Raw genomic sequence first — 12,083 nt, 5'->3', positions numbered from 1 at the left:
AGGGGAGGGCGGCCATGTCCGGCGAGGATCCGCGACGGGGCCGCCCCCTTACCGATGCCGAGCGTGCGCTGGCGCGCAGCATGTTCGGCGACGCGATTGACCTCGATCCGGTGCGCATCTACCGGCGGAAATGGTTTCCCTTCCAGCCGCGCAACGTGACAATGGCGCCGCGCGGGCATCTCCACTTCCACCCGGCGGGGGATGCCTATCGCGACTGTTTTGCCAGCGCGGGGCTGGGGCTGCAGGGGCATCTGATCCACGAGCTGGTGCATGTCTGGCAGCACCAGCAGGGGCTGAACCTCGTGCTGCGGCGGCATCCCTTCTGCCGCTACCATTACAGCATCAAGCCCGGCTGGACGCTGGCGCGTTACGGCATCGAGCAGCAGGCGGAGATCGTGCGGCACGTCTTCCTGCTGCGGCAGGGTGCGGTGGTGCCGGGCGCGCCGCCGCTGGCGACGCTGGAATCAATCCTGCCATTCGGGACGGGGTAGGCGTAGGGCGCCGCCCCTAGCCGTCATCCCCGCGAAGGCGGGGATCCATTGGCGCTGAAGCCGCGGTTCCTTCCTCCAGCCTCCTGGCAAATCGATTCCCGCCTTCGCGGGAATGACGAAGGGGGTGGGGCGGACGTGTGTCCACCTGCCGATGCGAAGGACCTGCGCTTGGCGAGGGGTGACCTACTCCGCCGGTGCTTCCCACAGCTCGATCGGATTGCCTTCCGGATCATGGATGCGCGCAAACCGCCCGGTCTCCGGCGAGTCCCACTCCGCCCGCGTCTCGATCGCCACGCCCGCGGCGTTGAGCTGCTCCAGCAGCCCGTCGAGATCGATCACCCGCAGGTTGAGCATCACCTGCTTGTCCGTCGCGAAATAGCTGCTGTCCGCCGGGAAGGGCTGGAACACCACGCCGCCGGGCTCGGGATACCAGAACCACGGGCTCGCCTGCCCGCTGGCATCGGTACCGCAGCCGCCGCCGACGCCCAGCATCTCCTGGTACCAGCTCTTCAGACCATCCGGATCCTGCGCACGGAAGAAATAGCCGCCCAGCCCCACTACCGGCATATCCGTCCCCCGATCAGGCGGCCTGGGCGATCTCCTCGCCGGCCGCGGCCTCCAGCAGACGCCGCTCGATCGTCTTGAGTCGCGACGTCGAGCTGATCTTATCCCCGATCAGGTCGGTCAGATAGAAGGTATCCACCGCGCGCTCGCCATAGGTGGCGACATGCGCCGAGTGGATCGTCACCTTCGACTGGAACAGCGCGTTGGCGAGACTGTAGAGCAAGGCGGGCCGATCGCGCGCATTGACTTCGATGACGGTGAACCGGTTCGACGCCTTGTTGTCGATGAACACATTGGGTTCGATCGAGAACGCATCGGCACGCGGCCGCACTGGCGCCTTGGTCTTGAGCCGTTCGGAGAGCCGGCCGCGATTGGCGAGCGCATCGGCGATGCCGGTCTTGAGCCGGGTGAGCCGCGCCTCTTCGTCGAAGGGCTGGCCGAACGGATCCTGCACCAGGAAATTGTCGAGCGCCATGCCGTCGCGCGTCGTGTGAATCCGCGCGTCGATGATATTGCCCCCGGCGACGTGGATGGCGCCGGCGATGCGGTAGAACAAGCCGGGATGGTCGGCGGCATAGACCGTGACCAGCGTCGCGCCGCGATCGGGATAGACCTGCGCCTCGACATGCAGCGTCGCGTCGCCCGCTGCGGCGACCATCGCCGCGTTGCGCTCCAGCACGTCGCTCGGCTCGGCGATCCAATAGCTTTCAGTGAAGCGCTTCTTGAACGCTTCGAACCTGGCCGGCGCCCAGCCGAGCGCGGCGCCGAGTTCGTCCTGCTTGGCGGCGATCCGCTCGGTGCGGCCGCGCTGCTTGTGGCCCAGACGGAGGACTTCCTCTGCCGCTTCGTACAGCCCGCCGAGCAACTGGCGCTTCCAGCCGTTCCACACGCCGGGGCCCACCGCGCGGATATCGACCACGGTCAGCGCCAGCAGCATGCGCAGGCGCTCGGCGCTCTGCACCTGGGCGGTGAAGTCGAGGATGGTCTTGAAGTCGGCGAGGTCGCGCTTGAACGCGGTGGCGGACATCAGCAGGTGCCAGCGCACCAGCCAGGCGACCATCTCGGTCTCGCCGGGGGTGAGGCCCAGCCGCGGGCAGAGCCGCTCGGCGACTTCGGCGCCGAGGATCGAATGGTCGCCGCTGCGGCCCTTGGCGATGTCGTGGAGCAGCACCGCGACGTACAGCGCGCGGCGCGAGGTGAGCTGGTGGAGGATGCCGCTCGCCAGCGGATGGTCTTCCTTCAGCTGGCCCTTCTCGATCTTGCTGAGCAGCCCGATCGCGCGGATCGAATGCTCGTCCACCGTATAATGGTGGTACATGTCGAACTGCATCTGCGCGACGACGCGGCCGAAGTCCGGCACGAAGCGGCCGAACACGCCCGCCTCGTTCATCCAGCGCAGCACGGTTTCCGGATCACGCGGCGAGGTCAGCACGTCGAGGAACAGCGCGTTGGCGCGCGGATCGGTGCGGACGTCGTCGACCAGCTTGGCGTCGCGGGCGGCGGCGCGCATCGCCAGCGGGTGGATCTCCAGCTCGTGCTGGTCGGCGAGGGCGAACAGCTCGATGAGGCGGACCGGGTCCTCGCGGAAATAGGTGTCGCGCGGGATGGCCAGCCGACCGCGCTCGAGCACGAAGCCCTTCAGCTTGCGCCGCCCGCGCCACAGCGCCGGGAAGCCGAAGCGGCGGCCGCGCGCGGCGAACTTCTCGTCGAGATGCGCGAGGAAGACGCCCGTCAGATCGCCCACCACCTTCGCCTGGAGGAAGTAATAGCGCATGAAGCGCTCGACCTTGGACATGCCCGGCCGGTCGGCGAAGCGCATCCGCTCGGCGATCTCGCGCTGGACGTCGAAGGTCAGGCGATCCTCGGGGCGGTTGGTGATCAGGTGCAGCTGGCTGCGCACCGCCCAGAGGAAGTTCTCGGCGCGGCGGAACTGGCGGTATTCGGTGGGGGTGAGCAGCCCGGCCTCGACCAGCTCGGCGGGCTCGCGGACGTTGTAGGCGAACTTGCCGATCCAGAAGAGCGTGTGCAGGTCGCGCAGGCCGCCCTTGCCCTCCTTCACATTGGGTTCGACGACATAGCGGCTGTCGCCCATCTTCTTGTGGCGCGTGTTGCGCTCTTCCAGCTTGGCGGTGATGAAGCCGCGGGCGCTGTCGGCCTGGATCTCCGCCTTGAAGCGCTTCGCCGCCTCGTCATACAGCTCGGTATCGCCCCAGACGTAGCGCGCCTCGAGCAGCGCGGTGCAGACGGTGACGTCGGCCTTGGCCTGGCGGACCATTTCGTCGAGCGAGCGCGACGAATGCCCTACCTTCAGCCGCATGTCCCACAGCGAATAGAGCATCGATTCGATCACCTGCTCGCTCCAGCCGGTGACCTTCCAGGGGGTGAGGAAGCCGATGTCGATGTCCGAATGCGGCGCCATCTCGCCCCGGCCATAGCCGCCCACCGCGATCAGCGTCATCCGCTCGGCGGCGGTGGGGTTGGCATTGGGGTGGAGCCGTTCGACGGTGAAGTCCCAGAGCAGGCGCAGGATCTGGTCGGTGAGGAACGCGCCTGCCGCAGCGGCTTCCAGCCCGCGCGAGGGGTGTTCGGCGAGGCGGCGGGCGATCTCGGCCTGGCCCGCGGCGAGCGCGGCCTTGAGCTCCGCAGTGCCGGCCTGGCGCAGCGCGGCGGTGTCGCGCGCCTCCAGCGCAGCGAGGCGTTCGGCGACGGCACGGCGATCGATCAGGGCGCGGCGGTGGGGCACGGAAGCGAAGCGGGTCGGCATGGGGAGTCAGATAGGAGGATTTGGGGGGAAGTTCACGTGGGAAGGGAGGGGGGATGCATTTCTCTCTTAAGCCCCTCCCCTTCAGGGGAGGGGTTTGGGGTGGGGCATGACGGATCCACCGGTACTGCCCTTGTCGGTCATGCCCCACCCCAACCCCTCCCCTGAAGGGGAGTGGCTATGGCGAGCGACGCCGTCGCGGAACAAAATCCAGGCTGCAAGGGTAGGGCGCGGCAACTTCCTGCGGAGACGCCGTTTGCCTCTGAAAACCTGCTCCATCGCCGCGACGCTGCTGCTCCTGGCACCGCTGGCCGCCTGCAACAGCCCCCAGCCGACCGACAACGCCGTCATGGCGAACGTCGAGGCATCGCTCGTCGCAACGCCCAGCCCGACACCAACTCCCAGCACCACGCCGGTGGCGAAGGACGATACCCCGCCCCACTCCGCCGCCAAGCAATGCTACTTCGAGGTCGACGGCAAGACGCTGCTCGACGGCCGCTGCCAGGTCTATCCGATGGGGGATGGCGGCTACACGCTCAACACCTGGAGCGCCGGCAAGCCCGCCCAGTCGCACTTCGCCGTGGTCACCACGCGCCCCGACGGCAAGGCCGACGCCACCTGGAATGCCGATCCCGACGACGACAGGGCTGGCGACCTGCTGGGCACCGTCACCCGCAAGGACGGCTGCTGGGTGAACCAACGCACCCGCATTTGCGCCCGCTGATCGCGGATCGCTCGGAACACGCCCGCATCCCGGCCCGTTGACCGTGCCGTAACCGAAAGGAGATTTCGATGGCAACCGCCAGCAAGACGCCCAAGACCCCCACGCCGCGCAAGCGCACGCCCAAGGCCGCGACCACCGCTGCAGCCGCCGACACCAAGGCCGAGCCCGCCGCCGCCAAGCCCGCCCCCAAGGCGCGCCCGAAGCGCACCCCCAAGGCAGCCGCGCCGGCGACCAAGGTCCGCAAGCGTTCGTCGCTGGGACGGACCGGCATCGCGGCCATCGCCGCCGCCGGACTGGGTGCCATCGGCGCCATTGCCCTCGGTACGCTGTGGAGCCGCCGTGGCGCTTCCGAGCCGGGCACCGTGCCGACCGACCTGATGGGTGACAGCCACCCCGATGGCAGCCAGCGCGCGATCGAGCAGTTCCGCCCCGATCCCACCGCATCGATCCCGGCCAACGAGCGCGAGGCCTTTGCGCCGGCGCTGGCAGGCGGTTCGGCCCCGACGCTGGTCGCCGGCCAGGCCGACGAGCTCCGCCGCAACGATGCGGCGCCTTCCTGATCCTCCCCGGATCGGCACGGCCGCGCAACCTTCCGCGCGGCCGCGCATTGCCCACGCTTATCAACATGGATCAGGAGAGAGACCCGATGCGCATCTTCGCTCTGAGCATGGTTGCTGCGGCGACCTTGGTTTCCGGCTGCGCCGAAGGCGGCTACGGCCCCGGCTATGCCGGCGGCGGCGGCTATCGCCAGTACGACTATAACCGCCCGGACCCGGCCTATAACGGCTATTATGCCGACCGCTATTATCGCGAGAATTCGCGGGCCCGCGAGCGCCGCCTGTCGCAGAACGACCGTGTCTATCGCGGACAGGATGGCCGTTATTATTGCCGCCGCAACGACGGCACGACCGGCCTGATCGTCGGCGGCGTAGCGGGCGGCCTGCTCGGCAACGTCATCGCGCCGGGCGGATCGCAGACGCTGGGCACGCTGCTCGGCGCCGCAGCCGGCGCAGCGGCGGGTCGTTCGATCGATCGCAACAACGTCACGTGCAAGTGATAGAAGCGGGCCGGGGTCGATTCCCCGGCCCGACCTTTTCCAGGAGCCTGCCATGACCACCCGCACCGCCACCGCCCGCTACACCGGCTTCGGCAAGACCGGCAAAGGCCAGCTGACCAGCCCCTCGGGCGTGCTGGAGGCGACTCCCTACAGCTTCAACACCCGCTTCGGCGACGAGAAGGGTACCAACCCGGAAGAGCTGATCGCGGCGGCGCATGCCGGCTGCTTCACCATGGCGCTCAGCTTCGCGCTTGCCCAGGCGGGGTTCAGCGACGGCACGCTCGAGACGACGGCAGCCGTGAAGCTGGAGCAGGACGGCGACGGCTTCACCATCACCCGTTCGGACCTGAAGCTGCGCGCCGAAGTGCCCGGCATCAGCGAAGAGCAGTTCGAGGCGCTGGCCAAGGGCGCCGAGGCGAACTGCCCGGTCTCCAAGCTGCTCAAGGCCCAGATCGCGCTGGAGTGGGAACTGGCCTGAACCCTATCCCCAATGGGGTGTGGAGAGGGCGGGCGGGTGCAGCAGGCTGCACCCGCCCGTTTTCGTATCAGCGCAAGGGTGCCACGCGTAGCGAGGCCATCGGCGCGTCCTTGGTGCGGGTGTCCACCTTCCAGGCGATCACCTTGTCGCTGCCGACGGTCTCGGCACCGGCCTCGTTGTTCTGGCTGATCACCTCGGCATCGGTGGTGAGGGTGAAAGTGCCCTCCATGCGATCGGCCGCCTCTGCGCCTGCGGCCATGCCTCCGCCCATGCCGCCGAGGCCCGCGGCCTCGTTCTTCTGGCGAGCGAAGCCCTGCGCCTTCACGCGCACCGCATCCTTGCCGCGCAGCTCGATCGCGATCCAGGGCAGGATGATTTCGTTGTCCTGATTGTACGGGTAGACAAAGGCATGATCGAGCACGCCCGACAGCGCGAAATCGACATAGAAGATGCCGTTGCCGCGATATTCGACGCTGCGATAGCCGGCTTCCTTGGCAAGCTCGACCGCCAGCTTGCGATATTCCTCGTCGCGCTTCGCCTGCTCGGCCGCCTTGACCTTAGTCGGATCGGCCGAGCCGTTCTTGCCCTTCTTGCCGCCTTCTTCCTCGGCGATCTTCATGAAGTCGCCGCCCAGCCCCTTGAGGTCGAGGGCGACGACTTCACCCTTGTAGGTGAAGGTGAAGCTGCGATCGCGGTGGATGGTGAGCGCGGAATCGAACTTGCCGGGCACGAACAGGCAGCTCGCCAGCACCAACGGCGCGAGCACCACCAATGCCAGCGCTCGCAGCATCCTGGTCATGCGTGTGCTCCTCAGCCGCGCGTGTTCACCGCGTAGAGCGCCACGGCTGCGGCGTTCGACACGTTCAAGCTCTCCACCTTGGGCGAGATCGGCAGGCGGGCGAGCTGGTCGCAATGCGCCTCGGTGTTCTGGCGCATGCCCTCGCCCTCGGCGCCGAGCACCAGCGCGACGCGGCCTTCGCCCATCACCTCGCCCAGCGTCGCCTTGGCATGGCCGGTGAGGCCCACCCGCCAGAAACCGGCCTCGGCGATCTCGTCGAGCGCGCGCGACAGGTTCACCACGCGGACCCAGGGCACGACTTCCAGCGTCCCCGCCGCCGAGCGGGCGAGGGTGCCGGTCTCGGGCGGTGCGTGCCGGTCCTGCGTCACGATGCCAAGCGCATCGAACGCCGCCGCCGAGCGCAGGATCGCGCCGACATTGTGCGGATCGGTCACCTGGTCGAGCACCAGCAGCGGGCGCTTGTCCTCCGAACCCTGCTCGAGCAGATCGCCCAGCCAGATCTCCTCGAGCGGATCGACTTCGGCGACCAGCCCCTGGTGCGGCGCATCGGACGGCACGAGGCGGCCGAGATCGGCCGCGTCGGCATAGGTGATCGGGATGATCGGGGGCAGGTCCAGCGCCGACAGCGCCTCGCGCGTGCCCCAGATCTTGCGCACCGTCCGCTCGGGATTGGCGAGTGCCGCGAGCACCGCGTGGCGGCCGTAGAAACGCGGCCGCGATGCAGGTGCCTGGCTGGGACGATGGCCTCGACGTTTCATCAGTGTGCAGACTCCGGGAAGGGATAGAATTGATCGGCCGGGGTCGGCGCGGTCGCAAGCGGCGCGCGCGGCAGCGGCTGATCGCTGTTGGCGGCGTTGATCAGGAATGCGGCGAGGATGGTTGCGCCTTGGCGCATATCGTCGGCCTTCAGATGATCGAACGTATCGACGTCCGTATGATGCACCATGGAGCCATAGTCGAGGGGGTCCTGGATGAACTGGAAGGCCGGGATGCCCACCGCGTCGAAGAAGACATGGTCGGTGCTGCCGGTGCGCCGCGCCGACACTTGCGTCGCGCCCATCGCGTGGAAGGGCGTGAACCACTGTTCGAAGATCGGCATCACCGCGGTGTTGCCCTGCGCGTAGATGCCGCGGATCTTGCCCGAGCCGTTGTCGAGGTTGAAATAGGCGGCGAGCTTGGCGTGATCCGGACCGGGGGTGATCGGGAAGGCGCGGCTCCACGTCATGTAGCGGACGATGCCGCTGGCGCCGGCGTCGACCGGGCGCTTGGCGATATGGGCCTCGACATAGGCCATCGAGCCGAGCAGCCCCTGTTCCTCGCCGGCCCAGAGCGCGAAGCGGATCGCGCGCTTGGTCTTGATGCCCGAGGCTCGGATGATGCGCGCGGCCTCCATCACCATCGCGCTGCCCGCGCCATTGTCCGCCGCGCCGTCGCCCATCGCCCAGCTGTCGAGATGCGCCCCGGCCATCACATAGCCGGCCTTGGGATCGGTGCCGGGGATGTCGGCGAGGATGTTGTAGCCCTTGGTATCGCTGTCCTCGAAGCGGTTGACCGCGTCGATCTCCAGCGTCGGCTTGCCCCCCATCTTGGCGAGGCGGGCGAGGCGGCGATAATCCTCCGCCGCGATCTCGATGCCCGGCAGCGCGCCCGACTGGCCGACCTGGAACTGGCTGTTCTGGCCATGCACCAGCTTGCCGTTGCGGCTGGACATGATCGCATAGCCGATCGCGCCCTCTGCCTTGAGGAAGGCGTCGCGCTTGCCCGCGAAGGTGTAGCGTGCAGTATTGAACGGCCGTTCGCCGTCACCATTGGGCAGGTCGTAGAAGTCGCGCTTGGCCAGTTCCTCGACGCTCCAGCGCTTGAACGGCGCCTCGGTCGCCTCCTCCAGTTCGCGCGGCTCGGTGATCAGCACCAGCTTGCCCTTCAGCTTGCCCTTGTACTGGGCGAAGGCGGCCTCGTCGGCGAGCGGGGCGAGGACGACCTCGCCGGTGATCGCGCCATCGGTGCCCGGGGTCCAGGGCAGGGGGGCGGCGACCAGCTGGAGCGGGCGGGGGGCGACCATGCGCACCGCCAGCTTCTCGTTCGACCAGCCGCGGCCGAATTCGAAGCCTTCCTTGTGGACGTTGACCAGCCCCCATTCGCGGAACTTGGCCTGGGTCCAGTCCTCGGCCTTGCGGATGCCGGGCGAGTTGGTGAGGCGGGCGCCGATCACATCGGTGAGGTATTGCGCGATTCGCATCACCTCCGAATGGTTGGTGCCCTGGTCGATCACGCGGTCGGTGGCGCTGGTCTGGATCGTCTGGGCGGCGATCGGTGCGCTGGCGAGCAGCGCGGCGGTGAGTGCAAGCATGGTGCGACGCATTTGTTATCCCCCCAAAAAGTGACGGCGGGACGCTATGCGGGCAAAAGAGTGCACGCAAGGCGTTGACAGGTTCGATTCGCTTCGGCATTGGGCCCCCTCGCTCGCAAGCGGCGGTCTCCATGGATAGGTGGCCGAGTGGTTAAAGGCAGCAGACTGTAAATCTGCCGGGCTTCGCCCTACGGTGGTTCGAATCCATCCCTATCCACCACCGCCGCTGCGAGCGATCCTCCCCAGGATCGCCAACGCCGCATGCGCCAGGCAAAAGGCGCGATCAGCGGTTTCCGTACATCGCCAATGTCCGGTCGCGATATTCGATCAGCTGCAGAAGATGGTCGAGTTCGCAGATCTGCTGCGCTGGCGCACCTTCGCGGATGGCGGTTTCGATCTGATCGAGCAGATAGCGTGCGCTGCCGGTGCCATGGGTCAGGTAGATGGCTTCGGCGCGCTCCAGGAGCGTAGAAAGCGGGGTCACAGGCCTTCCTTGCATCAAAGCAAGGTTAATATCCAAAACGGATGTAGTGGCGCAATGCACAAAGACTTGCGATTGCGTTAGAACGTGCACTAGGTGTGTCCCGCGTCGGGATTATTCCTGACTTGTCCATGCGTAGCCGAAAATCCAATACGGATATAAAGATACGCGAGTTATTGAAGCAATGGACGAACGGGGCGCAGGTATCGAGACGGTGTGTACGCACCTGGTGGACGCGATCGCGCTTCTCGACCTTCTGGGGGAAGATGCGGAGGCGGCCAACGTCTCGCTGTCGCTCGAACGCCTGACCACCAAATACGGGATTATGGCGCCGTCGGGTGCGCTGCGCGATCCAGGATGAGATCGAAATAGCGATCCAGCGCCGTGCCGGTTTTCTCGGTCAACTCCAGGTAGGTAAAGCGGCGGTCCGTGGCGAGGCTGCGCTTGTGGATCATGCCCCGCCGGGCGAGCGCGTTGATCCAGCGCAGCGCCGTCGTCGTCGGTACGCCGGAGGCGGTGCAGGCCGCCGAGGTCGACACGTCCTTGCCGTCGGCGCGGTTGACATAGAGCGTCAGCAGGATGTTGAAGGCGGGATCGGCGAACAGATCCTTGGCGACTTCGCGCTCCAGCAGCGTTCGGCCCCATAAAATCATCCGGGCGAGTTCCAGCCGACCAAACGAACCGACCGGCGATTCGCCGGCGGCCGCAGGGGCGTCACCGGCGAACTGCGTGAAAAGCCGCTTGATTTCGCTCAGCCGCGCATCGACTTCATCGAATAGTTCGGTGCCGCGCACCCCCAATTTGTCCTCCATCGTCGCCTGTGCTTAGGCAGCGATCGTTACTCGATCAACATATGGACGTCGTTAGGATAGCTTAAACCTTCGATGCCATGAATATCGTTGCAGCCGCAACAGACGCTTCTCAGAAGACCGAAGCGACCAACTGGCGGAAGGCGTCGGCGCGGTGGCTCATGCCGTGTTTTGCCGCCGGTTCCATTTCGCCAAACGTTTCCGCGTGCCCCAGCGGCACGAACATCGGATCATAGCCAAAGCCCTTTTCACCACGCGGCGGCCAGACGAGCTCGCCGTGGACCCGGCCTTCGAACCATTCGACATGGCCATCCGGCCAGGCGAGCGCCAGCGCGCAGACGAAATGCGCGGCACGGCTGGTCTCGGGCGGCAGCGCCGCCAGCTTGTCCTCCACCCGCTGCATCGCCAGGCCGAAATCGCGGCCCTCGAACGGCGCGACGGGTGCGAGCCCGTCCATGCCCGGCGCCGCCATGCCCCAGCGCGCGGAGTAGATGCCGGGGGCCAGCCCCAGCGCCTCGACGCACAGCCCCGAATCGTCGGCGAGGGCAGGAAGCCCGGACAGGTCCGCCGCCTGCAGCGCCTTCAGCTCGGCATTGGCGACGAAGCTGGTGCCGGTCTCCTCGGGCTCGGGCAGGTCGAGTTCGGCGGCCGAGACCGGCTCGATCCCATAGGGACCGAGCAGCTCGCGGATTTCGCGCACCTTGCCTTCATTGTGGCTGGCGATCACCAGCCGGCCCGGCGCGAGCTTGCGGATGGCCTGCGGGGTTTCGCCCTCGCCGCTCATCCGATGGCCTTCAGCTGGGCGTCGAAGATGCGGGTGCAGCCGATGCGCGCCAGGCGGAGCAGGCGCAGCAGGCCTTCCTCGTCATAGGTCGCGCCCTCTGCGGTGGCCTGCGCCTCGGCGATGTTGCCGTTGGCGAGCAGCACGAAATTCGCGTCCGCATCCGCCGACGAATCCTCGGGGTAATCGAGGTCGAGCACCGGCGTGCCCTGGTAGATGCCGCAGCTCACCGCCGCCACCTGGGTGGTGATGGGATCGGTGGTGATCGCGCCGTCCGCCATCAGCTTGTTGACCGCGAGGCGCAGCGCCACCCAGGCGCCCGAGATCGCCGCGGTGCGGGTGCCGCCATCGGCCTGGAGCACGTCGCAATCGAGCGTGATCTGGCGCTCGCCGAGCAGCTTGAGGTCGGTGACCGCACGCAGCGAGCGGCCGATCAGCCGCTGGATTTCCTGGGTGCGGCCGGACTGCTTGCCCTTGGCCGCTTCGCGCTGGCCGCGGGTGTGCGTGGCGCGGGGGAGCATGCCGTATTCGGCCGTCACCCAGCCTTCGCCCTTGCCGCGCAGGAACGGCGGCACGCGCTCTTCGACGCTGGCGGTGACGAGCACGCGGGTGTCGCCGAAGCCGATCAGCACCGAGCCTTCGGCGTGGCGGGTGAAGTTCGGGGTGATGGTGATTTCCCGCATTTCGTCGGGGGCGCGGCCGGATGGGCGCATGCGATTCAGTCTCCCTAAAGGTCGAGCCGGGCACCTAGACCGTGGCGGCGCGTTCCGCCAGTCTTGCACGATAAG

15 protein-coding genes and 1 tRNA gene are annotated in these 12,083 nt (G+C 67.4%); 7 read left to right on the top strand and 9 right to left on the bottom strand.

The window, feature by feature from the left end; translation table 11 throughout:
• Positions 1–14 precede the first annotated feature (14 nt).
• Positions 15–491: a vgr related protein gene (locus BM009_RS04875; RefSeq protein ID WP_093294251.1), complete on the top strand. Its 477-nt coding sequence runs from the start codon at positions 15–17 to the stop codon at positions 489–491.
• A gap of 183 nt (positions 492–674) precedes the next feature.
• Here BM009_RS04875 and BM009_RS04870 read toward each other — a convergent pair whose 3' ends face one another.
• Both BM009_RS04870 and BM009_RS04865 read right to left on the bottom strand, forming a co-directional pair.
• Positions 675–1,058 carry a VOC family protein gene (locus BM009_RS04870; RefSeq protein ID WP_093294250.1) on the bottom strand — a complete coding sequence of 128 codons (384 nt, stop codon included), beginning with the start codon at positions 1,056–1,058 and terminating at the stop codon, positions 675–677.
• A gap of 13 nt (positions 1,059–1,071) precedes the next feature.
• Positions 1,072–3,819, bottom strand: coding sequence for a [protein-PII] uridylyltransferase (locus BM009_RS04865; RefSeq protein ID WP_093294248.1), 2,748 nt, complete (start codon positions 3,817–3,819; stop codon positions 1,072–1,074).
• 253 nt (positions 3,820–4,072) lie between these two features.
• On the opposite strand from BM009_RS04865, the gene BM009_RS04860 reads away from it, so the two are divergent.
• The 4 genes from BM009_RS04860 (at position 4,073) to BM009_RS04845 (ending at position 6,075) form a co-directional block, all read left to right on the top strand.
• Positions 4,073–4,540 carry a hypothetical protein gene (locus BM009_RS04860; protein WP_093294247.1) on the top strand — a complete coding sequence of 156 codons (468 nt, stop codon included), beginning with the start codon at positions 4,073–4,075 and terminating at the stop codon, positions 4,538–4,540.
• A 68-nt stretch (positions 4,541–4,608) separates the two neighbouring features.
• A complete protein-coding gene (locus BM009_RS04855; RefSeq protein WP_093294245.1) occupies positions 4,609–5,100 on the top strand; it encodes a hypothetical protein in 492 nt (163 codons plus the stop codon).
• Between the two features lie 86 nt (positions 5,101–5,186).
• Positions 5,187–5,597, top strand: coding sequence for a glycine zipper 2TM domain-containing protein (locus BM009_RS04850; protein ID WP_093294244.1), 411 nt, complete (start codon positions 5,187–5,189; stop codon positions 5,595–5,597).
• A gap of 52 nt (positions 5,598–5,649) precedes the next feature.
• Positions 5,650–6,075 carry an OsmC family protein gene (locus BM009_RS04845; RefSeq protein WP_093294242.1) on the top strand — a complete coding sequence of 142 codons (426 nt, stop codon included), beginning with the start codon at positions 5,650–5,652 and terminating at the stop codon, positions 6,073–6,075.
• Between the two features lie 67 nt (positions 6,076–6,142).
• Here the strand turns inward: BM009_RS04845 and BM009_RS04840 are convergent, their stop codons facing one another.
• Genes BM009_RS04840 through BM009_RS04830 form a run of 3 tightly spaced genes read right to left on the bottom strand, consistent with a single transcriptional unit; the run spans position 6,143 to position 9,236 of the window.
• Positions 6,143–6,874, bottom strand: a complete 732-nt coding sequence (locus BM009_RS04840; protein ID WP_139216535.1) for a hypothetical protein — start codon at positions 6,872–6,874, stop codon at positions 6,143–6,145.
• 11 nt (positions 6,875–6,885) lie between these two features.
• Complete coding sequence (gene rlmB, locus BM009_RS04835; RefSeq protein WP_093294239.1) at positions 6,886–7,632, bottom strand: 23S rRNA (guanosine(2251)-2'-O)-methyltransferase RlmB; 747 nt, start codon at positions 7,630–7,632, stop codon at positions 6,886–6,888.
• Positions 7,632–9,236: a M20/M25/M40 family metallo-hydrolase gene (locus tag BM009_RS04830; RefSeq protein WP_093294237.1), complete on the bottom strand. Its 1,605-nt coding sequence runs from the start codon at positions 9,234–9,236 to the stop codon at positions 7,632–7,634. Before BM009_RS04830 ends, rlmB begins: the two co-directional genes overlap by 1 nt.
• A gap of 121 nt (positions 9,237–9,357) precedes the next feature.
• Here BM009_RS04830 and BM009_RS04825 point away from each other — a divergent pair.
• Positions 9,358–9,444: transfer RNA gene (locus BM009_RS04825), tRNA-Tyr, on the top strand.
• Between the two features lie 63 nt (positions 9,445–9,507).
• Here BM009_RS04825 and BM009_RS04820 read toward each other — a convergent pair.
• On the bottom strand, positions 9,508–9,708 hold the full coding sequence (locus BM009_RS04820; RefSeq protein WP_093294236.1) for a hypothetical protein: 201 nt from the start codon (positions 9,706–9,708) through the stop codon (positions 9,508–9,510).
• A gap of 181 nt (positions 9,709–9,889) precedes the next feature.
• On the opposite strand from BM009_RS04820, the gene BM009_RS22510 reads away from it, so the two are divergent.
• A complete protein-coding gene (locus BM009_RS22510) occupies positions 9,890–10,066 on the top strand; it encodes a hypothetical protein (RefSeq protein ID WP_175487891.1) in 177 nt (58 codons plus the stop codon).
• On the opposite strand, the gene BM009_RS04815 is transcribed toward BM009_RS22510, so the two are convergent.
• From BM009_RS04815 to rph, 3 genes are all read right to left on the bottom strand, one after another.
• Positions 10,029–10,499, bottom strand: coding sequence for a helix-turn-helix domain-containing protein (locus BM009_RS04815; protein WP_254772144.1), 471 nt, complete (start codon positions 10,497–10,499; stop codon positions 10,029–10,031). The genes BM009_RS22510 and BM009_RS04815 overlap by 38 nt on opposite strands.
• A 127-nt stretch (positions 10,500–10,626) precedes the next feature.
• Positions 10,627–11,298, bottom strand: a complete 672-nt coding sequence (gene rdgB / locus BM009_RS04810) for an RdgB/HAM1 family non-canonical purine NTP pyrophosphatase (RefSeq protein WP_093294233.1) — start codon at positions 11,296–11,298, stop codon at positions 10,627–10,629.
• Positions 11,295–12,008 (bottom strand): ribonuclease PH, encoded by a 714-nt coding sequence (gene rph, locus BM009_RS04805; RefSeq protein WP_093294231.1) that lies wholly within the window; start codon positions 12,006–12,008, stop codon positions 11,295–11,297. The genes rdgB and rph overlap by 4 nt, the downstream gene beginning before the upstream one ends.
• Between the last annotated feature and the right edge of the window lie 75 nt (positions 12,009–12,083).

This window comes from Sphingomonas sp. NFR04 (assembly GCF_900114095.1).
Lineage (GTDB): Bacteria > Pseudomonadota > Alphaproteobacteria > Sphingomonadales > Sphingomonadaceae > Sphingomonas.
Note: the sequence above shows the minus strand (reverse complement) of the source record. Positions and strands in the feature narration are given on the sequence as shown.